Genomic DNA, 22,224 nt, shown 5'->3' with positions numbered 1-22,224 from the left:
TTTTAAATTCTAAGCAATGACTTTAATAGTTTGCTGGATATTTTTTGCAATTTCGATAGCTTTATCCCGGTCTTCATGTACAACGGTTACATGGCCCATTTTACGGAAAGGTTTGGTGAATTTTTTTCCATATAAGTGAATGTATACACCATGTTCGGTCAAAACTTCTTCTAAACCTTCATAAACGGCTAAACCTTCATAGTTTTTTTCACCTAAAAGATTAATCATAACCGCATTGCTTCGGGCAGCTGTGTCTCCCAAGGGTAGATTGAATATGGCCCTTAGATGTTGAGCAAATTGTGAAGTGAAATTGCCTTCGATAGTATGATGGCCACTGTTATGCGGTCTTGGAGCTAATTCATTGACCAATATTTTTCCTTCTGGTGTTAAAAACATTTCTACAGCTAGTAAACCAACAATCTGTAAATCTTCCGCTATTTTGATTGCTAATTGTTCAGCTTGTTGTTGTACTTCAAAAGGTAAAATCGAAGGAGAAATAAGAAATTCTACCAAATTAGCGTGTGGATTAAATTCCATTTCCACAAGGGGGAATACAGCAACGTTTCCATCATCATTCCTTGCGACAATGACAGCTATTTCCTTTTCAAACGGTATCCACTCTTCAATGATACTGGGGGCGTCGAAAGCTGTCGTAAAATCACTTTCTTCAACGATTTTTCGTACACCTCTGCCGTCGTATCCGTCTTTTCTTAGCTTTTGTATAAAAGGAAGGGGAATGTGTGCATCTTTTAAATTTTCCTTAGATGAAATTAATTGAAATGATGCAGTAGGAATATCGTTTTGTTTGAAAAACTGCTTTTGTAGGCCTTTGTCTTGTATCAACCGAATAACGCGAGCCTGAGGATAAACGATAACCCCTTCTTCTTCTAGTTTTTCCAGTGCATCTACATTTACTTTTTCAATTTCGATGGTCAGCATATCTACCTGCTTTCCAAACTTATAAACGGTTTCAAAATCTGTTAAAGATCCGGTTTCAAATTTGTCGCATAGCTTTTTACATGGTGCATCCATATCCGGGTCTAATACGGATACACTGATATTGAGATTAATTGCTTCTTGGATAAGCATACGGCCTAATTGACCTCCTCCAAGAATTCCTAAGCGTAGATCGCCATAAAAGTCTTTTTCCATAATGGTGTTAGTTAAGAGTGCCTAAGCGCTGCTTAACTAATTGCTGCTTTTGTTTTAAAGGTGTTGTTAAACTCATTTTTTTCTGTGCTAATCTTTTTCTGAAGCTCTAAGAAAGCACCTATTAATGCTTCTGGCCTTGGCGGACAGCCTTGTACATACACGTCTACTGGGATAATCTTGTCAACCCCCTTCACAACATGATAGCCATGTTGCCAATAAGGACCTCCACAATTGGAACAAGAACCCATTGATATAACGTATTTAGGATCAGGCATTTGTTCGTATAATAATTTGATTCGATCAGCCATTTTAAAGGTAACGGTGCCTGCAATAATAATAACATCCGCCTGCCTAGGGGATGCTCTTGGAAAGACACCATATCTATCCAAGTCATATGTTGCAGCCATTGCGCCCATCATTTCAATAGCACAACAAGCGATACCAAAACTTACTGGCCACATGGAAGACAGGCGTGCCCAATTTAAGAGATCGTCAAGCTTGGCAATAATAATTCCCGTATCTGCTGTTTGTTTACTGTTGTCCATGATTAACCTTTCTTGCTAAATTTTGGCTTGAAAGCCGGTTTAGGTGCGCTTGATGCAGGTTCATGACGCGTTGGCACTTCTTCTTTTACCGTTGTTGGAATGGTGCCGAAAGGCCTGATCTTATACGTTATGGTGTTGTTTTTTTCATAAACCGCTCGCGGAACAGTTGTGTGCAGCACCGGAATTTTAGGAGTAGGTTTTATCCATTCTAAGTCACCTTTTCTCCAAACATAAACTAGTCCAATGAGCAGAATACCAATAAAAATAAACATTTCTGCGAGGGTATACCAGCCCCATCTATCATCTGCATGTATCAATTCCGAAGAACCAAAAATGGTTGTCCACGGAAATATAAAAGCCATTTCTACATCAAATAGCAGGAATACAAGCGCAATAACGTAAAATCTAGCGTTAAATTGAACCCATGAGCTCCCTTGAACAACTTCACCACACTCGTAGGTGCTGAGCTTAGCTGCTGTTGGTTTTTTGGGGGATAAAAACTTGCCTAAGAATAAGGTGAGTAGAACCAAAAGTGTCCCAATACTTAAATAAATAAAAACCTTACCAAATTCCGTAATTTGCGAGCCTTCTTCCATACTCCAAAAATAATAAAAAAATAACAGTTTTATTAAAAGATAGCTGTTTCGTATGTCAACTTGTCTTTTTTTCTGAAAGAATATGGGTTACAATTTGTTTAGCGTGAATTCTAGAATTCTCGATAAACCATAGGTGTGTATTCATGCCACCACATACGACACCAGCCAAATATAGCTTCGCGATGTTGGTTTCCATCGTTTCTTCATTATGTTCTGGAATAAGCAAATCGTCGCACGAAAGATGGAGTCCTAACGTTCTTAAGAATTCAAAATTAGGCTGGTAACCTGTAAGCGCTAGTACGAAATCATTGGGTAAAGAGATGTTTCCGTCGGGAGTGTTTATATGAACCTTGTCCTCTTCGATAGCGGTTAGACAACTGTTGAAATAAGCCTTGATACTACCTTCTTTAATACGATTGTCAATATCTGGGCGTACCCAATACTTTACTCGTGAACTGATTTCATCTTTTCTCACTACCATTGTCACTTCTGCACCTTTTCGATAAGTTTCTAGGGCTGCATCTACAGAAGAATTGCTGCTACCTACAACTACTACTTTTTGATTGGCATAGTAGTGCGGATCATTGTAATAATGTCGTACTTTGGGAAGCTCTTCACCGGGGATATGCATTAGATTCGGTTTATCATAAAAGCCAATAGCAATAATGACATGCTCAGCCTTGTATTCCCTGTCCTTTGAGGTACGAATGGTGAAAATTTCACCTTCCTTTGTGATGGTCAGTACCTCTTCAAATAAATTGATCTTTAGCTTGAACTGTTGTTGTACGCGGCGGTAGTATTCCAGCGCTTCCAGTCTTTTTGGCTTGGGGTTGATAGATACAAAGGGAACATCACCAATTTCCAGTTTCTCTGAGGTTGAAAAGAAAGTCATATGCTGGGGGTAATTGAAGAGTGAATTAACCAAACAGCCTTTTTCCAGAATCTGGTAATTTAGACCTGCTTTTTCCGCTTCGATCCCGCAAGCAAGCCCTATAGGACCACCACCTACAATGATAATATCGAATACATCCATATTAAAAAAATGGAGAATGTTTAAAAAGATACTCGTTGTGAAAAAAACACCTCATTACGAGGAAAAATAACAAAGTAACCGAACGTAGCGGGTTCATGAATACCTTAGAAGTAAGATACTCATGAATAATCTACGTTTTTGATAGCATCAAATTACTACACAGTCGTTCCTTGGATTCGCAATGATGATGTGGACTTTTTAGACACCCTCTTTTCATATCATTTACAAAATCTATTGACCAGCAGCTTTCGCATGATCGGCTAAAAATTGAGCTAATCCGCTATCGGTTAACGGGTGCTTCAACAAGGCTAAGATAGCCGATAATGGACCTGTCATCACATCAGCTCCAATTTTTGCACATTCCAAAATATGCATGGTATGACGAACAGAGGCCGCTAATATTTGAGTTTCATAAGCATAGTTGTCATAAATTAAACGGATATCTTCAATTAAACTTAAGCCATCTGTTGAAATATCGTCTAGACGACCAATAAAAGGAGATACGTAAGTAGCCCCTGCTTTGGCTGCTAAAAGTGCCTGACCGGCAGAAAATACTAAGGTGCAATTCGTTTTTATTCCCTCGCTGCTGAAGTATTTAATGGCTTTTACACCGTCTTTAATCATGGGCACTTTAACGACAATTTTGTCGTCTAACTTCGCCAGTTCAAGACCTTCTTTGATGATGTTGTCAAAGTCTGTGCTGATTACTTCTGCGCTAACATGGCCATCTACAATGGCGCATATCGCTTTATAGTGATTAATTACATGCTCATAACCGCTAATTCCTTCTTTGGCCATCAGGCTAGGATTGGTGGTCACGCCGTCTAAAACACCTAAATCATGTGCTTCTTTTATTTGTTGCAGATTGGCCGTATCTATAAAAAATTTCATTGGTTTAAATATAAATAATAAGTATTTTGGATTTGATTATCGCAAAAGTAACCAATATTTGTTACTTTAGTATAGGGAATATCTAAAATTCATTAATCAAGGCTTTTGAAAAAATAAAACCGAGTCTACCCTATAGTAAAGGAAGAATTTAATTTTTCAATGAACATGAGGATTGGATTTTAAAGTTTGGTGTAGAAAATAAACAAAGAGTAGGAAACAAAAAAAGGGCAAGCCCCTTTTATCGCACCGCTCAACCTTTTACCCTTGCTGTGTTCCCACCCTGGGGGAGTTCAAAGGGAGCTGGTCGTAAAAGACTTACCCAGCGCAAAAGTAGGAAAAAAACTTAAACAGGCAATCTCTTTTTTTAAAATTGATAATAGGAGATTGGCTATCAGTCTGTTTAATTTTTTAGCTATTGGCGGTTTAGAGCGAAAAACCGATTGATCGGTAAAGTACAAATACCCTATTTATAGAGCGAATGAATAACACTTGTCTTGTTTGCAAAATTTTTAAGGTTATTATGTTATTATAGATATTTCGTCAAGCTTTTATCAAAAAAAGTAATAAAAATTTAATATTGTTGAGTAATAATGTTATTTTAGCAATCTATTTAAACTAAGCTGTAACAATGAGAGTTGAAGATATGGAAGAACAGGGATTATATCGTTCTGATTTTGAGCATGATGCGTGCGGTGTAGGGTTTGTGGCTCATTTAAAAGGAGTAAAAAGTCATCGGCAGGTTCAAGACGCCTTGACGATGTTGGAAAACATGGAGCACAGGGGTGCTTGTGGATGTGATGAAGAGAGTGGCGATGGTGCTGGTATTATGATTCAAATTCCCCATGAGTTTTTATGGGAAGAGTGTAGTAAACTGGATATCCGTTTAGGTGAACCGGGTTACTATGGTGTAGGAATGACTTTTTTACCTAAGGAAAAGGTGCTGAATGAAAAGTGCATTCAACTCATAAAGGATGCATCAGCACAGTTAAACCTTCGCTTTCTAGGTATTCGGAATGTTCCGGTAACACCTGATGGGGTAGGAGTTACTGCACTTAGTGCTGAACCTACCATTATTCAGTTTTTTCTAGAGCGACCAAGAGGAATTCGCAATACGGAAGATTTCGATCGGAAACTCTTTGTTCTTCGTCGCTTACTTGTAAAGAAAATTAAAGAAGAACTACCAGAAGCTAAAGAGCAATTTTATGTTCCCTCGCTTTCGAGTAAAACCCTTATTTATAAAGGGCAGTTAACTACTTATCAGGTACGGTCTTATTATAACGATTTGTCTGATGAACGGGTAGTATCCGCCTTTGGCTTGGTGCATTCCCGTTTTTCTACTAATACTTTTCCTTCCTGGAAATTGGCTCAACCTTTTCGTATTGTCGCGCATAATGGTGAAATAAATACCTTAACAGGTAATTTAAATCGCTTTTATGCTGGTTTACGGTCTATCTCTTCTCCTTATTTTACGGATGAAGAATTGGATATCCTGCTGCCAGTAGTTGATCCAGGGCTATCTGATTCAGCTTCGTTAGACAATGTGGTGGAGTTGCTTTTACATAGCGGGCGCACACTACCCCACGTTATGCTGATGTTGGTACCCGAAGCATGGGATGGAAATACTTCCATGGATCCATTGCGTAAAGCCTTTTATGAGTACCACGCAACAATTATGGAACCTTGGGATGGACCTGCTGCTCTATGTTTTACTGATGGTAATACCATTGGCGCTATGCTCGATCGGAATGGTTTACGTCCGCTTCGCTTTGCGGTTACCAACGATAATCGCGTTGTTGTGGCATCGGAAGCAGGTGCCTTACCGATAGATGAGGGGACCATAGTTCAAAAGGGGCGCCAGCAGCCAGGGAAAATATTTTTAGTGGATATGGATAAGGGGGAGATTTTAAGTGATGTTGCTATTAAACATGAATTAGCGAATAAACAACCTTACGGAGAATGGTTGGAAAAATATAAGATCCATATTAAGGATCTAGCTGATCCAAGGGTTACGTTTACGTATCTTTCAAAAGAATCGGTATTTAAGTATCAGCAAACGTTTGGTTATTCTAGGGAAGATGTCGAAGGAATTTTAACTCCAATGGCTTTAGAAGGGAAAGAACCTATCGGATCAATGGGAACAGACGTTCCGCTGGCCGTACTTTCAGAGCACCCACAACATTTGAGCAGTTATTTTAAACAATATTTTGCACAAGTAACCAACCCACCAATTGATCCTATTCGGGAACGATTAGTAATGAGTTTATCTACTTTTATCGGCAACTCAGGTAATATTTTGGACGAAGATAAAATGCATTGCCATTGCGTGGCATTGGAACATCCAATCGTTACCAGTAGAGACCTCGAAAAATTACGGAGTATCGATACCGGTATATTCCAGGCAAAAACCTTGCAAACGTATTTTAAAGCTGATGGAAAAGAAGGTTCTTTGGAGGATGGTTTGGCTCGTCTGTGCCGATATGCTGAAGATGCAGTAAAAGATGGTTTCGAAGTATTAATTTTATCTGATCGGGCAATTGATTCACAACATGCGGCTATTCCGTCACTTTTAGCGGTATCTGCCGTGCATCACCATTTAATTAAAACGGGGTATCGTGGCGCCGTAGGGCTAGTTGTCGAAGCTGGTGATGTGTGGGAAGTTCATCATTTTGCTTGCCTATTAGCTTTTGGAGCTACTGCCATTAATCCATATTTAGCACTTGCCTCTATTCGCACGCTGAAAGAAGAGGGCGTGATAGATACTACACTTACTTGGCCTGAGCTATCTAAGAATTATGTGAAGGCTGTTTGTGGCGGATTGTTAAAGATTTTCTCTAAAATGGGAATTTCTACCTTGCAATCGTATAATGGTGCTCAAATATTTGAAGTATTGGGTATTCATAAAGACGTAGTAGACAAGTATTTCTGTGGTGCTGTTTCGCGTATTGGAGGGCTAGGGCTTGATGATATTGCACGTGAGGTTTTGAGCAAACACCATCGTGGCTTCAATAACGAGAAGAAAACTAATTTACTGCCAGAAGGAGGATTATATCAATGGCGTAGAAGAGGGGAAGCCCATTTATTCAATCCCTCTACCGTGCATTTGTTACAACAAGCTTGTCGGACAGGTAATTATGAAGTATATAAACAATATGCATCCCACATCAATAACCAGAAAGAGCGGATGTATACTTTACGAGGGCTTTTTGACTTCGCAAAACACCGTTCACCTATTCCGATTGAAGAAGTAGAGCCTGCGGAAAATATCATGAAGCGCTTTGCTACCGGAGCGATGTCTTTTGGCTCGATCTCTCATGAAGCACACAGTACCTTGGCTATTGCGATGAACAGAATCGGTGGAAAAAGTAATACTGGAGAAGGTGGTGAAGACGAAATCCGTTATAAACCGCTGCCGAATGGTGATTCCATGCGATCAGCCATTAAACAAATTGCTTCTGCCCGATTTGGCGTAACCTCAAATTATTTAACTCAGGCAGATGAATTGCAGATTAAAATGGCGCAAGGTGCTAAACCAGGGGAAGGTGGACAATTACCTGGCCATAAAGTGGACGAATGGATTGCAAGGGTTAGACATGCTACACCTGGCGTAGGACTAATTTCTCCACCACCACATCACGATATTTATTCTATTGAAGATTTAAAGCAGTTAATTTTTGACTTAAAGAATGCGAATCGTAATGCACGCATTAATGTGAAATTAGTATCCAAAGCTGGCGTAGGAACTATTGCCGCTGGGGTTGCCAAAGCACACGCAGATGTCATTTTGATTGCTGGTTATGATGGCGGTACGGGCGCTTCACCGATTAGTTCTATTAAACATGCTGGTTTACCTTGGGAACTTGGTTTAGCAGAGGCGCAGCAAACCTTAGTGAAAAATCAATTACGTAGTCGGGTAGTCCTACAAACGGATGGGCAATTAAAGACGGGAAGGGATTTAGCTATTGCGGCCCTTCTTGGAGCAGAAGAGTGGGGCGTTGCAACTGCTGCCCTTGTGGCTGGTGGATGTATCATGATGCGTAAGTGTCATTTAAATACTTGTCCGGTTGGCGTCGCTACGCAAGATCCGGAATTACGTAAATTATTTACCGGTAAACCTGAAGATATTGTTTACTTATTTCGCTTCCTAGCAGAAGAATTGCGGGAAATTATGGCCAGTCTAGGTTTTAAAACCATAAACGATATGGTAGGACGGACACAATTTCTTAAGGTGCGCGAGGATATTAACCATTGGAAGGTAAACAAACTCGACTTGTCAGGCATTTTATACGCTCCTCAAAATCCTTCTGGTAAAAGCTTATATCAAACGGAATCGCAGGATCACGGTATGGATATGATCTTAGATTGGGGCATGTTGAAACAAGCGGCTAAAGCGCTGGAAAGTAAAACTCCGGTATTCGGTACTTTTCATGTTAAAAATACAGACCGTACGATTGGCACTCTTCTTTCCAATGAGGTGTCAAAAATTTACGGATCTGAAGGTTTACCTGACAATACGATTAACTTCAAATTTATTGGGTCAGCTGGCCAAAGTTTCGGTGCTTTTGCGGCAAAAGGACTTTCGTTTGAGTTGGAAGGTGAAGCTAACGATTATGTAGGCAAAGGATTGTCTGGTGCACAGCTTGCAATTTATCCTGCAGAAAATAGCCAATTAATCCCGCAAGAAAATATTATTATTGGCAATGTTGCTTTATACGGCGCTACGTCAGGCCACTTATTTGTTTGTGGACAAGCGGGAGAACGTTTCGCGGTACGAAATTCTGGCGCTACTACTGTAGTGGAAGGTGTAGGTGATCATGGTTGTGAATACATGACTGGTGGTCGGGCGTTAATCCTAGGAGAAACTGGTAGAAATTTTGCCGCAGGTATGAGTGGAGGGATTGCTTGGGTATACGATACCAAGGGTACGTTTAAGGAGCATTGCAACTTGGAGATGGTAGATTTAGATCCGCTGGATACAGAAGATGAAACGCAAATAACCAGCTTATTAAAACGGCATATTAATTTGACTAATAGCAAATTAGCTACCCATATATTAAGCAATTGGAAAAGTGAACGGGGATTATTCGTGAAAGTATTCCCGAAAGAATATAAACGCGTTCTACAAGCGAAATTAGTTGAGGCATAATTATTATTAGGTAAGAGAAATGGGAAAAGTAACAGGGTTTAAAGAGTTCGAAAGAAAGCTCCCCGCGAAAGATGCTCCCCAAGAGCGGCTAAAGAATTATAACGAATTTGTTCACAGCTTTAGTGAAGAAGAATTAAATACACAGGCAGCGCGTTGTATGAATTGTGGTATTCCGTTTTGTCATTCAGGTTGTCCACTCGGAAATGTGATTCCAGAATTTAATGACGCAGTATACGATGGTAAATGGGAGGAGGCCTACGAGATCTTGTCTTCTACCAACAATTTTCCTGAGTTTACCGGGCGTATTTGTCCGGCACCTTGTGAATCTGCTTGTGTGCTTGGTATCAATCGTTCTCCAGTTGCGATAGAAGAGATTGAGAAACATATTGCTGAAATTGCTTATCAAAAGGGATTCGCAAAGGCTAAACCTGTAACGGTAAAAACTGGGAAATCCGTAGCAGTTATCGGTTCCGGTCCTGCTGGACTTGCGGCAGCCGCACAGTTAAGTAAGGCTGGACATGATGTAACGGTATACGAGCGGGATGACAAACCAGGCGGCTTATTACGTTATGGCATCCCAGATTTTAAATTGGAGAAATGGGTCATTGATCGGCGTATTGATTTAATGCGACAAGAAGGTGTGGTTTTTAAGTGTAATGCAGAAGTGGGTGTAAATGTTCCAGTAACCGAGCTTAAAGCTTTTGATGCTATTGTATTAGCAGGTGGCTCAACGATTCCCCGAAATTTAAATATCCCGGGCAGAGAACTTAAAGGAGTTTATTTTGCAATGGAATTTTTGAAACAGCAAAATAAGCGGGTTGGTTCTTCACCTTTCCAGGAAGAAGCCATTCTAGCTACAGGTAAAAATGTATTGGTTATTGGCGGAGGTGACACGGGATCAGACTGTGTAGGAACATCCAATAGGCATAAAGCAAAAACCGTAACGCAATTTGAGCTCATGCCAAAACCTCCAGGCCAGCGTACAGATGCAATGCCCTGGCCGACATATCCGATGTTGTTGAAAACAACTACTTCTCATGAAGAAGGTTGTCAACGATTTTGGAGTATTAATACAAAGGCCTTTATTGGTGATGATCAAGGAAATTTAAAAAGTGCATTAGTGGTTGATTTGGCTTGGGAAACAGATGCTCTAGGACGTCCAGTTAAATTTACTGAAGTTCCCAACTCAGAACGTGAGATGCCTTGCGAACTGGCTTTATTGGCTATGGGATTTTTGCATCCGCAACATGAAGGACTATTAAAACAACTTGGTGTTGGTTTGGATGCACGGGGTAATGTAAATGCTGCAGAAGGAAGTTATAAAACAACTGTTGACAATGTTTTCGTTGCTGGTGATATGCGTAGAGGACAGTCGTTGGTTGTCTGGGCAATTTCTGAAGGTAGGGAATGTGCCAAAAAAGTGGATGAATATTTAATGGGCCATTCCGTGCTTGAAAGTAAAGATAGCATCGCAGCGTATGCTTTTTAACACTAAGTAAAAATTAAAAGGTAAAAAAGACAAAACCTTCATACTTTTAACGGCATTTCCTAATCGGAGGTGCCGCTTTTAGTTTAATCTTAGTTTGGCATAAAAATCCCATAATACAATTCCAGCAGCAATAACAATATTAAAGGAGTGTTTGGTGCCAAATTGTGGGATTTCAATACACGTATCAATTAAATGCATGGCTTCTTCTGAAACGCCATGAACTTCGTTTCCAAAAATTAAAGCATACGATTCAACGGTTTTGGGTTCAAATTGATGCAGCAATGTGCTCCCTTCTGCTTGTTCGATGGCTATTATTTTTTTTCCTTCGCTTTTTAATTGCGTGATAGCTTCTTTAATTGTCGAAACGTATGACCAGTTAATGGATTGTGTTGCGCCGAGTGCTGTTTTTTCAATATCCCGATGAGGTGGAGTTCCGGTTATGCCGCAAAGTATGATATGGTTGACAGCAAATCCGTCGGCTGTCCTAAAAATAGATCCTACATTATGTAGGCTTCTAACATTATCTAAAACAATGGTGATGGGTAACTTCTCTTGCTGTTTGAATTCATTGATACTGGGACGTGCCAGTTCGTCCATGGTTAATTTGCGCATAATAAGTTTTATGGACAAGTGGTAAATAAAAAAAGACCTGAACTTCAGGTCTTTGTCAAAAATATTTTAACGATAGCTTACTTGCTAGCGGCAGAAACTTGATCTAAAATAGCGTTGTTCTTAGCAATTTGGCTATTTTTTGGCTCTTTAGATCTGCTTCCTATTTCGATATTACGACCAAGTTTTAAGAATTGCACCTCTAAACGAGCTACGGTCTTATTTCTTCTATCTTTTCTTTTTAAGCGTGTTACTCCCATGGCTTTATACTTTTATCAATCTTTGTTGAGGTCGGAAGCGGATTCGAACCGCTGTAGGAGCTTTTGCAGAGCTCAGCCTAGCCACTCGGCCATCCGACCCTTCTTTCCCTGTTAAGGCTTGCAAAAATAGTAAAATAATCTTTCTTTACTAATTTTTTTAAATTTTTATATAGGGAGCATTTATGGCTATATTGCTTTAAATTTTGTTCAACTTTCTTCCAGGCCATGAAGTAACATGAGTGCCTTGAAAAAATAATTATTTTACGAATAAAAAGTAGAACAGATAGCTTACCTAAGAAGTCGTTTAATCTCAGAACAAAATATGGCGGCCGATATGGCAACATTTAACGATTCTGCCTTTCCAAAACGAGGTATCGTTATGCCTTTCGTTTGTTCCATTATTAACGATTTATTAATGCCGTTGCCTTCATTACCTAATAAAATTAATCCTTCGTTTCCAAAAGTAGTTTTATAGATGGATTCTCCAGTAAGTAAGGCTGCATAAACCGGAATGGATGTTTTGGCTAGGAAAAGGGACAAGTCTGTATAGAATAGGGCTATATGAGCCAAAGAACCCATGGTAGCCTGAACCACTTTAGGGTTAAATGCTTCAACTGTATCCAGTGAACAGATAATATTGGGTACCCCAAACCAGTCGGCTGTACGAATAACTGTGCCAAGGTTACCCGGATCTTGAACATTGTCCAAAACAAGGGAAAAAGTATTTTTTAGCAAATTCTCATCGATTTCTTTTTGTGGTGGCAGGTAGATTATCGCTAATATGCCCTGTGGGGTTTTAAGTGAACTTATCGCGGCCAGTTCTTTTTCAGAAATAAGATAATGTTTTATATTTTTAGGAAAAATATCGATTTTTGGTTCTACTTTTGAGAGATAATAAATACTGTGAATGACATAATCTGAATAAAGAAATTCCGTTATGGATTTTAAACCTTCAACAATAAAGAACCCGTGTTCTTTTCTGAATTTTTTTTGATGTAAGGATTTTATAAATTGAAGCTGAGACTTTGGGAGCATCACGATTACTTGATTTATTTTTATATGCAATTATAGCGTTTTTGTTGCTACTTACTTCATCTTGCCGATCTACAAGATTGTTAAACGACGACCAGGCTTTGGTTACAAAGGTAAAATTATACGGAGTAAACAAAGAATTCAAAGACGAAGCATCAACTTATATCCAAAAGGAAATTCAGCCAAATTCTTCTATTAATCTTTTCATTTATAACTTCGCCAATAGCAAAGGTGGAAAATATAGAACCGATAAAATCAGAAATGTAGGGGAGCCGCCGAGTATATTGGATAGTTCATTGGTAGAGCTGTCAAGAAATCAAATTCAACGTTTTTTAGCATCTAAAGGATATTTCAATGCCGAGGTAAAGAGCAAAATTTACGTTAGGAAAAAGAAGGCTAAAATCATTTTTAATGCTGAACAGGGGGGAGCCTTTAAAATTCGGAATGTCGAACAAGAGATTGCTGATCCGCAGGTCGCCGAAATTTATCAGAGTTATATCACTAATCATCCAACAATCAGAGGGGGAATGCGCTTTGATGCCGATAGCTTAGCAAGGGAGAGAGAAACGATTTACGATTTGATGAAGCACAAAGGCTACTACGATTACGTGCGTCAATATGTACGTTTCGAGGTGGATACAAACATGAACAGTAGCTTGGCCGATGTAAAACTGTTTATTGATAATCCCGAAGGGAAAACCGCGCATACGGTTTTTAAAATAGATAGCAGTGAAGTGGTTATTAAAGATAGTGACGGAGAACTTGGCGACAGCGTGCCTACTAAAACAGCTATGCCGGGTGCATTAACTATTATCGATTATTCACATCGTTTCCGTCCGAAACCGCTGATTCGCTATATTTATCCAAGAAAAGGCGAAAGCTTTGATATTGAAAAAGAGAACCTTACCTATGATAGACTGTATGAATTGAATAGTTTCCGGGCAATACGGACTAATTATAAGAAAAAGGACTCTACTTCGCTTAAGGTCAATTATGAATTGATTCCGTTAAAACGGATGTCGAACCGCGTAGAAGGGGAATATACCTTTACTTCCGGACGAAGCGGTTTTAATATTGGTAATACCTACACGAATAGAAATTTGTTCGGAGGCTCTGAACAATTAGAAATTAAAGCGCGTTACGGGGTGCTTTTTGACTCCGGTTTGGGAGGACCTTTGTGGAATGAGGTTTGGAATCAGGATTTTCAATTTGGTGCTAATTTGAGTATTCCAAGATTGCTCGTACCTTTTCGTATTCCCTTAATAGGAAAAAATGGTATGCCCCATACTATTTTTTCGACTAATTGGCAGATTTTTGATCAATTAAATACCTATAGCAACCGGTATGTTATTAATTCCATTACCTATAACTGGTATGACACCAAGTATAAATTACATAGCGTAACTCCGCTTTCATTAGAATATCGTCTTGGTAGATTGGATAATAATTTTAAAGATTATCTGCAAAAAGAAGGTTACGAATTGTATGTGAAAAGTAATGATAGGGCCTATTTTGGTATCGGTAGTCAATACGCCTATACATTTAATACCATTAGGCTCAATACTTATGATGATTTTTTGTTTTTCAGAGGGGCGCTTGATTTAAGTGGAAATACCTTGAATTTGTTAAGTAAAATCATCCCTTTTAAGAAAAATGATCTTGGCCAGAATACTATTTTGAATGTCCCATATCTCCAATATATCAAGGCCGAAACGGATTTTAGGGTTTATCGTTATTTGGGAGGCGATAGACAGTTCGTCGCTAGAATAAATGCTGGAATTGGTGTCCCTTTTGGAAATAATCATGAGTTTTTAATTTTTGAAAAGCAGTTTTTTGGTGGGGGAATGAATGATTTGCGGGCATGGCAAGCGCGCACCTTAGGTCCGGGGAATTACAACCGATCGGTTTTGACAGAAGATTTACGGAATAGGTTAAGAAACCTGGATCAACTTGGGGAAATTAAGATCGTTAGCAATTTTGAATATCGGTTTAAATTAGTGAACGATTTTTTTGGAGCTAAGTTGAAGGGCGCTACTTTTGCCGATATCGGTAATATTTGGCGACTTAGGGAAACAGAGGAGAATCCTGGTGGCGAGTTTAAATTTGATAAATTCCTAGGACAAATGGCCATTGGTGCTGGTGCTGGCTTACGGTTTGATTTGCAGTATTTTGTATTTCGCTTTGACGCCGGACTGAAAGTAAAGGATCCTCAATTTGCTGGAAAAGATCAATGGGTGATAACGGAATTGTTTCATAGTGGGGACTTTAAAGACGCCTATAAAAAAACAAATGGTCCCGATACTTATAATTTTTTACAATATAATTTTGGGATAGGCATGCCTTTTTAGTTGTGCGTTGCCCGTTGCCTATTGTGCGTTGCCTTTGTGAAATCGGCAGCTTTAAGGCTTTCTGCTTTTCACTTCCTGCTCTAAAGGAAGCTCTTTATCCCTGAAGATATCGTTTCAAAAATCCCTTCAAAACTAAGCCCTTTATGATAATTGAAATAGGTTAAGGCAAGCAAGACGATAATGGCCAGGAAGATTAGCCTTTTGTAAATGGTCGCTATAAATATGATCAGTAAAGGAACCAATAGTAAGAAAACCCAATTTATTTTGATGAGTTGTAATCCGTTAGCGGATTTATAAGCATAATATAGTTTACTGTGAGTGCCTAGGACGTTTTCATGCTTGATAAATACAAAAGATGATTGATCTATTTCTTGTGGTGATAGGGCTACACCATCATGGAACGATAAGGTTTGTTTGAAACCGTTGATGACGAATACAAAAGTTCCAGATACTTTATCGGTAGGAACATCGGCAGAGTCACATGCTACAATAGCCAATTTCCCATTTTTTATTAAGCTTTCTTTTACAATGAAATTGTTCAGATTTAATGGTTGAGATGCCTTGCCATAGGTTAAAAAGCAGAAAAAGCAGACAACCGAAATAATTGATGTTAAATAATTCATCACGGTATTTTTTCAATCCAAACCTAATAAAATCTTCAAAGAAAATAAGGGTTTGGTCGGATGTTTTTATTTATTCCTTCAATGAGAGTGAACCAAGGTTGTAAGTGTTTGGTCAAAAAAAGAAAAAAAAACGATTTATTAATACTACTAATACGATATACTTTATATATTTGCCCTATGGAAATATTGTAAGCTTGATTAAATAAACTTTCTTGTTTTAGTTGTTTGGTAATGTTTTTTAATATTTTTTGTATTTTTGATAATTGATTGGGCGCTGTCTTAATAATTGTTCAGTTAAAACCAATGCTAATTTAGAAGAGTAAGATGCAAAGTTTTAGAACGGAATTAGAAAATCCTGTGGTGGAGCAAGATATCATTAATCTTGAAAAGAAGATACGTGCTTTTCGCGAAGGGGGTATTCATGAAGACAAATTTAAAAGTCTTCGTTTGGCGAGGGGAATTTATGGCCAAAGGCAGCCAGGGGTACAAATGGTGCGCATTAAGCTGCCTTTTGGTAAGGTCACTTTCAAACAATTTTTGCGTATTGCGGATATTGCAGATGAATATGGTAGTGGAAATATGCATTTGACAACACGTCAGGATATTCAAATTCACTTCGTTAGTTTGGATCGTACGCCTGAATTATGGGCTAAATTAGCAGAAGACGACATCACTATCCGTGAGGCATGTGGTAATACGGTTAGAAATGTAACCGCCTCACCAACGGCAGGTATTGACCCGGATGAGCCATTTGACGTGTCTCCCTATGCGCACGCCGCTTTCGCCTACTTTTTAAGAAATCCCATTTGTCAGGAAATGGGTCGTAAGTTTAAAATTGCATTTTCATCCAGTGAAAAAGACACGGCTTACAGTTATGTACACGATATTGGTTTAATTCCCAAAATAGATACAGTAGGAAATCGTGGATTTAAGGTCGCTATAGGTGGAGGATTGGGCGCTCAACCGATGCTGGCTTACCCTGTACACGATTTTTTACCAGAAGATGAGCTGATTCCTTTTATTGAAAATGTAATCCGTGTTTTTGACCGCTATGGAGAACGGAATAATCGGAATAAGGCGCGTATGAAATACCTCATCCAGAAGTTAGGACTTGAGGAAGTCATACGTTTGATCGCAGAAGAGAAAAAGGCGATTAAAAACCAGTATTATCCAATCGACAGAGAGACTATAGCACTACCTACTATTCCGTCGGCGTCTCTTATAGAGGAAATAAGCGATACAGATTTGCAGCATTATGAACATTGGTTAAAAACCAACGTTTTTGAACAAAAGCAAAAAGGATATTTTGGCGTTTATGTTAAAGTATTAATAGGTGATATCAAAACGGATATTGCTCGCCAATTTATTCAACTGATTAAACCATTGGTTGCTGATGAGATTCGCGTCACACAAAACCAAGGCTTGCTTTTAAAATTTGTTCCAAAAGCCAATCTTCCTGCATTGTTCAATGCATTAAATAGTATAGGCTTTGCAAAAATAGGATTTAATACCGTTGCTGATGTGACCACATGCCCAGGTACCGATACCTGTAATTTGGGTATATCCAATAGTATGACATTAGCAGTTGTTTTAGAGGACCTTATTTACCAGGAGTTTCCGGAGTTTGCTTTCAACAACGATATCAATATCAAAATCAGCGGTTGCATGAACTCTTGTGGTCAGCACGGACTTGCCGAGATTGGTTTTCATGGAAGTTCGCTAAAAGCCAATGGCAAGGTAGTGCCTGCAGTGCAGGTAATGTTGGGTGGTGGTACAGTAGGAGATGGACTTGGCAGGGCAGCAGAGCGGGTTATTAAAACACCGTCAAAAAGAGCCACTGATGTGTTACGGTTTTTATTGAACGACTACAAAGCAAATAGCACTCCTAATGAGCGATTTCATAACTATTATGATAGACAAGGTAAGGATTACTTCTATCAATTGTTAAAGCCATTAGCAGATCTTAGCAACTTGAGAGAGGATGAGTTTGTTGATTGGGGACACGAAGAGACATTTACAACGGCTATTGGCGTGGGCGAATGTGCAGGAGTAATGATCGATTTGGTAGCAACATTACTCTTTGAAGCTGAAGAAAAATTGGATTGGTCAAAACAAGCGTTAAATAACCAGTCATGGGCTGATGCGATATACCACGCTTATAGTACCTTCATCAGTTGTGCGAAGGCCATGCTATTGGATAAAGGTGTGAATAGCAGTACACAAATAGGAGTGATTAAAGATTTTGATCTACACTATGTACAAAGCGGAGAATTCACTTTGCCTGCTACTTTTTCCGATCTGGTTTTGGAAATTAATAAACAAGAGCCTTCTGAATCATTTGCTCGGATATATATCGAACGTGCAGCACAGTTTTTGGAATTAACTAAGTCAAAAAGAGAAACGGTATTACAGTAATGGAGAGAGAAAATAAAATTCCAAAAATAACTTTAGTAGGTGCAGGACCAGGTGATCCCGAGTTGCTTACACTGAAGGGACTTAAAGCATTACAAAGCGCTGATGTAGTGTTGTACGATGCATTGGTGGGTGAAGAGCTTTTAAATTTTGTTCCCGCTCATGCCACAAAAGTTTATGTGGGAAAACGTTCAGGAGAACATAGTTACTCCCAAGATGCCGTTAATCGATTAATGGTGGATTATGCATTAAATTTTGAACATGTTGTGCGCCTAAAAGGAGGAGATCCTTTTGTTTTTGGGAGAGGTTATGAGGAATTGGCATACGCAACTAAACAAGGTATTAAAGTCCAGGTTATTCCCGGTATTTCCAGTGCTATCGGCGTGCCCGGTTTACAACAAATACCAGTAACCCATCGCGGCCTGAGTGAAAGTTTCTGGGTAATAACAGGCACTACAGCTTCCGGCGAAGTATCGCAAGATATTTATCATGCAGCCTTGTCTAATGCAACAGTAGTTATATTAATGGGATTAAAAAAACTTCCCGAGATTGTAGCCATATTTAAGCAAGCTGCAAAGGAAGACTTACCCGTTGCTATTATAGAAAAAGGATCTACTAATGCCGAAAAAGTAATCGTAGGTAATGTAGCGACTATTGTTGAAAAGTCTAAAACGAATACTGTTGGGGCACCGGCAATTTTAGTATTTGGAGAAGTTGTTTCCCTACATGCCAATTATGCCGCTATTATTCAATCGTATGTCTCAGTTACTGGAGAATGAAGCTAGTTTAGCACCGCATCAGGCCACAACAACCGGTAATCAATTGTTTCCGGTTTTTGTTAAATTGAATAGCATGAATACCATATTGGTTGGTGGCGGAAATGTGGGCGTGGAGAAACTAGCGGCTATGCTTCATAATTGCGAACTAGCCAGGATAAAAGTTGTTTCGAAATCTTTTGTACCCAGTATTTACGATTTTGCAAAAAGATATCCTCAAATAGAAATTGTACAGAAGGCATTTGAACCCGCAGACATGGACGGTATGCATTTGGTGATAGCGGCCACGAATGACCACTCATTGAACGAACAGATACGTTTGGCGGCTAAAGAACGGAGTTTGCTGATTAATGTGGCGGATAAACCCGATTTATGCGATTTTTATTTAGGTTCTATTGTTAAAAAAGGGGATCTTAAAATCGCCATATCAACTAACGGTAAATCGCCTACTATTGCAAAAAGAATTAAAGAGGTATTAACTGAAGGCATTCCTGACGAAATCGATCAGACACTCGACTATATGAGTGAACTGCGCCATAAGCTTCGGGGTGATTTTTCTGATAAAGTGAAGAAACTGAATGCGGTGACTGCATCGTTGGTAGTTGCACCAGAAGAAAATACCGTTAAAGTCAATTTTAAATGGTTGATCTGGTTGGCTATTATCTTTTCAATGGCCGTTGGTGTATTGGTATTTTGGCATAAAGAGCCTGAATTCCAACTGTTTCTTACTGAAATTAACCCGATTTTTTATTATTTTTTAATAGCTGGTTTTATTTTTGCGTTGGTTGATGGGGCAATCGGGATGTCTTATGGAGTTACATCATCCTCTTTTTCTTTGGCTATGGGAATTCCACCGGCACCGGCAAGCATGGGAATTCATTTATCTGAAGTTTTGAGTAATGGTATTGCGGGATGGATGCACTATCGTATGGGCAATGTAAACTGGAAACTTTTTAAACTTTTGTTGGTTCCAGGTGTCATTGGTGCGGTATTAGGTGCTTACTTGTTGTCTTCCTTAGAACAATACAGTGCTTATACTAAACCGCTGGTTGCGTTGTATACGGGTATATTGGGCGTAGTCATTCTGTTGAAAGCTTTTAAGATCAAGAAAAAAAAGAAACAAAAAAAAATAGAGAAAATTGGTTTATTAGGATTTTTAGGTGGCTTCATAGATGCCGCTTTTGGTGGTGGTTGGGGATCTATTGTATTGTCCAACCTAATAGCGGGAGGAAGACATCCTCTTTTTTCTTTAGGTACGGTAAAAATAACCCGATTTTTTATTGCGATATTAAGTTCGCTAACGTTTATTTCTATGCTGGGAGGAGCACATTGGGAGGCTGTTTTGGGCATGATTTTAGGAAGCGCCTTAGCTGCTCCAATCGCTGCTAAAGTGTCTAACAAGATATCAGCCAAAACGATTATGGTATTGGTAGGTATCATTGTTTTGTTAGTAAGCTTACGAAATATTACCCTATTTTTGACACACCTTATCGCAGCGTAAAGGGAAGCTTTATATTGATGACGAAAAAATATTAATGATAGGAGATAACGATGGATTTAACTAGGTTGAAAGCGGAATTGAAAGGTAAAGATATCCTTTCATCGTTGGATTTCTTAACCGAAAGGTTCAATGGTAAAGTAGTATTTTCAACTAGTTTTGGTTGGGAAGATCAAGTATTGACTCATATTATTTTTAAAAATAACCTTCCTATCAACGTTTTTACTTTGGAAACCGGAAGACTATTTCCGGAAACATATTATGTTTGGAATAGAACGCTAGAGATTTATAATAAACCTATTCACGCTTATTATCCAAATGGTGAACTTTTAGAAGGAATGGTCAGTAAAAAAGGGCCGAGTAGCTTTTATGAGTCCGTTGAAAACAGAAAGGAATGCTGTTATATTCGTAAAATTGAACCCTTAAAAAGAGCACTTGAGGGTAATCTTTGTTGGATTACCGGCATCCGCGCCGAGCAATCAGCCAATAGACATGATATGGATAATTTAGAATGGGATGAGGGCAACCAAATCATAAAATATCATCCTATTTTTGATTGGTCCTTAAGCGATGTAAAGTCTTTTATTAAAGAACACCATATTGTCTATAACACATTGCATGATAAGGGCTTTCCGAGTATTGGCTGTGCACCTTGTACAAGGGCTGTTCGAGAGGGAGAAGACTTTAGGGCCGGGCGTTGGTGGTGGGAAGATCAATCGAAAAAAGAATGCGGTTTACACGCCGCTCAATAATAAGATGATATCCTCCCGATCTATTAGTATTGAACCATAAACAATAAAATATACAGGTAAACCTGCTATGACCCGTGTTTAGCAAAAGGTAATGAAAGGTAGGTTATACGAGGTTTTTAGAAAACAAATTATTTTCGAATGAAATGAGTAAAAACAGTTTAGATTATTTAGACCAGCTTGAAGCGGAGGCCATCCATATTTTACGAGAGGTTGCTGGTCAGTTTGAAAAGCCAGCGCTTTTATTTTCTGGAGGGAAGGATTCTATTACATTGGTTCGTTTGGCCGAAAAAGCGTTCAGACCAGGCAAATTCCCTTTTCCATTGGTGCATATTGATACAGGTCATAACTTTGGCGAAACGATCACTTATCGCGATCATATGATGGAACGTATCAATGAGAAATTGATTGTTGGCTATGTTCAGGATTCAATAAATGAAGGTAAGGTTATCGAACAAAAAGGAAAGAACGCGAGCAGAAATGCATTGCAAACCGTTACTTTACTAGACACTATTGCCAAACACGGTTTTGATGCCTGCATCGGAGGCGCACGCAGAGATGAAGAAAAAGCACGAGCTAAGGAACGGATCTTTTCCGTGCGCGATGAGTTTGGGCAATGGGATCCCAAACGTCAACGGCCTGAATTGTGGAATATTTATAATGGAAAGATCCATAAAGGGGAAAATGTTCGGGTATTTCCAATCAGCAATTGGACAGAACTCGATGTATGGAATTACATTCGCAGAGAAAATATCGAATTGCCTTCTATTTATTTTGCTCATGAGCGGAATTGTATTACCCGGAATGGACAGCTTATGGCAGCATCTCCCTTTCTGAATATGGATGAAGAAGACGTCGTTATACGAAAAAAAGTGCGTTTCCGTACCGTTGGAGATATGACCTGTACGGCAGCAGTCGAATCTGAAGCGACCTATATTGATGATATCATTGAAGAAATTAGTGCATCGAAGATTAGTGAAAGAGGTGCGCGTATGGATGATAAAGTCTCTGAGGCAGCAATGGAGGATCGTAAGAAGGGCGGGTATTTTTAATAATCTTACTATATCA

The 22,224-nt window shown here is 39.1% G+C and carries 17 protein-coding genes, 1 tRNA gene and 1 other RNA gene; 8 read left to right on the top strand and 11 right to left on the bottom strand.

Going from position 1 to position 22,224, the window contains the following annotated elements; all coding sequences use genetic code 11:
- Positions 1 to 9 precede the first annotated feature (9 nt).
- From ABD930_RS08200 to ffs, 6 genes are all read right to left on the bottom strand, one after another.
- A complete protein-coding gene (locus ABD930_RS08200; protein WP_345231231.1) occupies positions 10 to 1,152 on the bottom strand; it encodes a 5-(carboxyamino)imidazole ribonucleotide synthase in 1,143 nt (380 codons plus the stop codon).
- A 32-nt stretch (positions 1,153 to 1,184) separates the two neighbouring features.
- A complete protein-coding gene (locus tag ABD930_RS08195) occupies positions 1,185 to 1,697 on the bottom strand; it encodes an NADH-quinone oxidoreductase subunit B (RefSeq protein WP_345231230.1) in 513 nt (170 codons plus the stop codon).
- A gap of 2 nt (positions 1,698 to 1,699) precedes the next feature.
- Complete coding sequence (locus ABD930_RS08190) at positions 1,700 to 2,293, bottom strand: NADH-quinone oxidoreductase subunit A (protein ID WP_345231229.1); 594 nt, start codon at positions 2,291 to 2,293, stop codon at positions 1,700 to 1,702.
- A gap of 55 nt (positions 2,294 to 2,348) precedes the next feature.
- Positions 2,349 to 3,326, bottom strand: a complete 978-nt coding sequence (locus ABD930_RS08185) for a YpdA family putative bacillithiol disulfide reductase (RefSeq protein WP_345231228.1) — start codon at positions 3,324 to 3,326, stop codon at positions 2,349 to 2,351.
- Between the two features lie 231 nt (positions 3,327 to 3,557).
- Positions 3,558 to 4,217, bottom strand: a complete 660-nt coding sequence (gene fsa, locus ABD930_RS08180; RefSeq protein WP_345231227.1) for a fructose-6-phosphate aldolase — start codon at positions 4,215 to 4,217, stop codon at positions 3,558 to 3,560.
- A gap of 222 nt (positions 4,218 to 4,439) precedes the next feature.
- Positions 4,440 to 4,538, bottom strand: an RNA gene (gene ffs, locus ABD930_RS08175) — signal recognition particle sRNA small type.
- Between the two features lie 307 nt (positions 4,539 to 4,845).
- Here ffs and gltB point away from each other — a divergent pair.
- Complete coding sequence (gene gltB / locus ABD930_RS08170) at positions 4,846 to 9,360, top strand: glutamate synthase large subunit (RefSeq protein ID WP_345231226.1); 4,515 nt, start codon at positions 4,846 to 4,848, stop codon at positions 9,358 to 9,360.
- 19 nt (positions 9,361 to 9,379) lie between these two features.
- Complete coding sequence (locus ABD930_RS08165; RefSeq protein ID WP_345231225.1) at positions 9,380 to 10,849, top strand: glutamate synthase subunit beta; 1,470 nt, start codon at positions 9,380 to 9,382, stop codon at positions 10,847 to 10,849.
- 78 nt (positions 10,850 to 10,927) lie between these two features.
- On the opposite strand, the gene ABD930_RS08160 is transcribed toward ABD930_RS08165, so the two are convergent.
- The 4 genes from ABD930_RS08160 to ABD930_RS08145 form a co-directional block, all read right to left on the bottom strand.
- A complete protein-coding gene (locus tag ABD930_RS08160) occupies positions 10,928 to 11,461 on the bottom strand; it encodes an RNA methyltransferase (RefSeq protein ID WP_345231224.1) in 534 nt (177 codons plus the stop codon).
- Positions 11,462 to 11,538: 77 nt separating this feature from the next.
- Positions 11,539 to 11,718, bottom strand: coding sequence for a spore protein (locus ABD930_RS08155; RefSeq protein ID WP_345231223.1), 180 nt, complete (start codon positions 11,716 to 11,718; stop codon positions 11,539 to 11,541).
- A gap of 28 nt (positions 11,719 to 11,746) precedes the next feature.
- Positions 11,747 to 11,817, bottom strand: a tRNA-Cys gene (locus tag ABD930_RS08150).
- A gap of 189 nt (positions 11,818 to 12,006) precedes the next feature.
- Positions 12,007 to 12,753, bottom strand: a complete 747-nt coding sequence (locus ABD930_RS08145) for a TrmH family RNA methyltransferase (RefSeq protein WP_345231328.1) — start codon at positions 12,751 to 12,753, stop codon at positions 12,007 to 12,009.
- Here ABD930_RS08145 and tamL point away from each other — a divergent pair.
- Positions 12,744 to 15,098, top strand: a complete 2,355-nt coding sequence (tamL, locus tag ABD930_RS08140; protein WP_486348635.1) for a translocation and assembly module lipoprotein TamL — start codon at positions 12,744 to 12,746, stop codon at positions 15,096 to 15,098. The two genes, ABD930_RS08145 and tamL, sit on opposite strands and share 10 nt — an antisense overlap.
- 80 nt (positions 15,099 to 15,178) lie before the next feature.
- On the opposite strand, the gene ABD930_RS08135 is transcribed toward tamL, so the two are convergent.
- Positions 15,179 to 15,721 carry a hypothetical protein gene (locus tag ABD930_RS08135; protein ID WP_345231221.1) on the bottom strand — a complete coding sequence of 181 codons (543 nt, stop codon included), beginning with the start codon at positions 15,719 to 15,721 and terminating at the stop codon, positions 15,179 to 15,181.
- A gap of 324 nt (positions 15,722 to 16,045) precedes the next feature.
- Here ABD930_RS08135 and ABD930_RS08130 point away from each other — a divergent pair, with 324 nt between their 5' ends.
- The 5 genes from ABD930_RS08130 to cysD all read left to right on the top strand — a co-directional run bounded on the left by ABD930_RS08130 (position 16,046) and on the right by cysD (position 22,208).
- Positions 16,046 to 18,136 (top strand): HEPN domain-containing protein, encoded by a 2,091-nt coding sequence (locus ABD930_RS08130; RefSeq protein ID WP_345231220.1) that lies wholly within the window; start codon positions 16,046 to 16,048, stop codon positions 18,134 to 18,136.
- Positions 18,136 to 18,912 (top strand): uroporphyrinogen-III C-methyltransferase, encoded by a 777-nt coding sequence (cobA, locus tag ABD930_RS08125; RefSeq protein WP_345231219.1) that lies wholly within the window; start codon positions 18,136 to 18,138, stop codon positions 18,910 to 18,912. Before ABD930_RS08130 ends, cobA begins: the two co-directional genes overlap by 1 nt.
- Positions 18,890 to 20,410 (top strand): TSUP family transporter, encoded by a 1,521-nt coding sequence (locus ABD930_RS08120; protein WP_345231218.1) that lies wholly within the window; start codon positions 18,890 to 18,892, stop codon positions 20,408 to 20,410. Before cobA ends, ABD930_RS08120 begins: the two co-directional genes overlap by 23 nt.
- 50 nt (positions 20,411 to 20,460) lie before the next feature.
- Entirely contained in the window at positions 20,461 to 21,159 is a 699-nt protein-coding gene (locus ABD930_RS08115) for a phosphoadenylyl-sulfate reductase (RefSeq protein WP_345231217.1), read from the top strand.
- A gap of 143 nt (positions 21,160 to 21,302) precedes the next feature.
- Entirely contained in the window at positions 21,303 to 22,208 is a 906-nt protein-coding gene (gene cysD / locus ABD930_RS08110; RefSeq protein WP_345231216.1) for a sulfate adenylyltransferase subunit CysD, read from the top strand.
- The last annotated feature ends 16 nt before the right edge of the window (positions 22,209 to 22,224 follow it).

It is taken from the genome of Olivibacter ginsenosidimutans (assembly GCF_039542865.1).
Taxonomy (GTDB): Bacteria; Bacteroidota; Bacteroidia; order Sphingobacteriales; family Sphingobacteriaceae; genus Olivibacter; species Olivibacter ginsenosidimutans.
Note: the sequence above shows the minus strand (reverse complement) of the source record. Positions and strands in the feature narration are given on the sequence as shown.

What these genes read in the sequence shown, in the direction of transcription:
- ABD930_RS08200 (WP_345231231.1), bottom strand. Translation starts at nt 1,152, where the DNA reads ATGGAAAAAGACTTTTATGGCGATCTACGCTTAGGAATTCTTGGAGGA.
- ABD930_RS08195 (WP_345231230.1), bottom strand. Translation starts at nt 1,697, where the DNA reads ATGGACAACAGTAAACAAACAGCAGATACGGGAATTATTATTGCCAAG.
- ABD930_RS08190 (WP_345231229.1), bottom strand. Translation starts at nt 2,293, where the DNA reads ATGGAAGAAGGCTCGCAAATTACGGAATTTGGTAAGGTTTTTATTTAT.
- ABD930_RS08185 (WP_345231228.1), bottom strand. Translation starts at nt 3,326, where the DNA reads ATGGATGTATTCGATATTATCATTGTAGGTGGTGGTCCTATAGGGCTT.
- fsa (WP_345231227.1), bottom strand. Translation starts at nt 4,217, where the DNA reads ATGAAATTTTTTATAGATACGGCCAATCTGCAACAAATAAAAGAAGCA.
- gltB (WP_345231226.1), top strand. Translation starts at nt 4,846, where the DNA reads ATGAGAGTTGAAGATATGGAAGAACAGGGATTATATCGTTCTGATTTT.
- ABD930_RS08165 (WP_345231225.1), top strand. Translation starts at nt 9,380, where the DNA reads ATGGGAAAAGTAACAGGGTTTAAAGAGTTCGAAAGAAAGCTCCCCGCG.
- ABD930_RS08160 (WP_345231224.1), bottom strand. Translation starts at nt 11,461, where the DNA reads ATGCGCAAATTAACCATGGACGAACTGGCACGTCCCAGTATCAATGAA.
- ABD930_RS08155 (WP_345231223.1), bottom strand. Translation starts at nt 11,718, where the DNA reads ATGGGAGTAACACGCTTAAAAAGAAAAGATAGAAGAAATAAGACCGTA.
- ABD930_RS08145 (WP_345231328.1), bottom strand. Translation starts at nt 12,753, where the DNA reads ATGCTCCCAAAGTCTCAGCTTCAATTTATAAAATCCTTACATCAAAAA.
- ABD930_RS08135 (WP_345231221.1), bottom strand. Translation starts at nt 15,721, where the DNA reads ATGAATTATTTAACATCAATTATTTCGGTTGTCTGCTTTTTCTGCTTT.
- ABD930_RS08130 (WP_345231220.1), top strand. Translation starts at nt 16,046, where the DNA reads ATGCAAAGTTTTAGAACGGAATTAGAAAATCCTGTGGTGGAGCAAGAT.
- cobA (WP_345231219.1), top strand. Translation starts at nt 18,136, where the DNA reads ATGGAGAGAGAAAATAAAATTCCAAAAATAACTTTAGTAGGTGCAGGA.
- ABD930_RS08120 (WP_345231218.1), top strand. Translation starts at nt 18,890, where the DNA reads ATGTCTCAGTTACTGGAGAATGAAGCTAGTTTAGCACCGCATCAGGCC.
- ABD930_RS08115 (WP_345231217.1), top strand. Translation starts at nt 20,461, where the DNA reads ATGGATTTAACTAGGTTGAAAGCGGAATTGAAAGGTAAAGATATCCTT.
- cysD (WP_345231216.1), top strand. Translation starts at nt 21,303, where the DNA reads ATGAGTAAAAACAGTTTAGATTATTTAGACCAGCTTGAAGCGGAGGCC.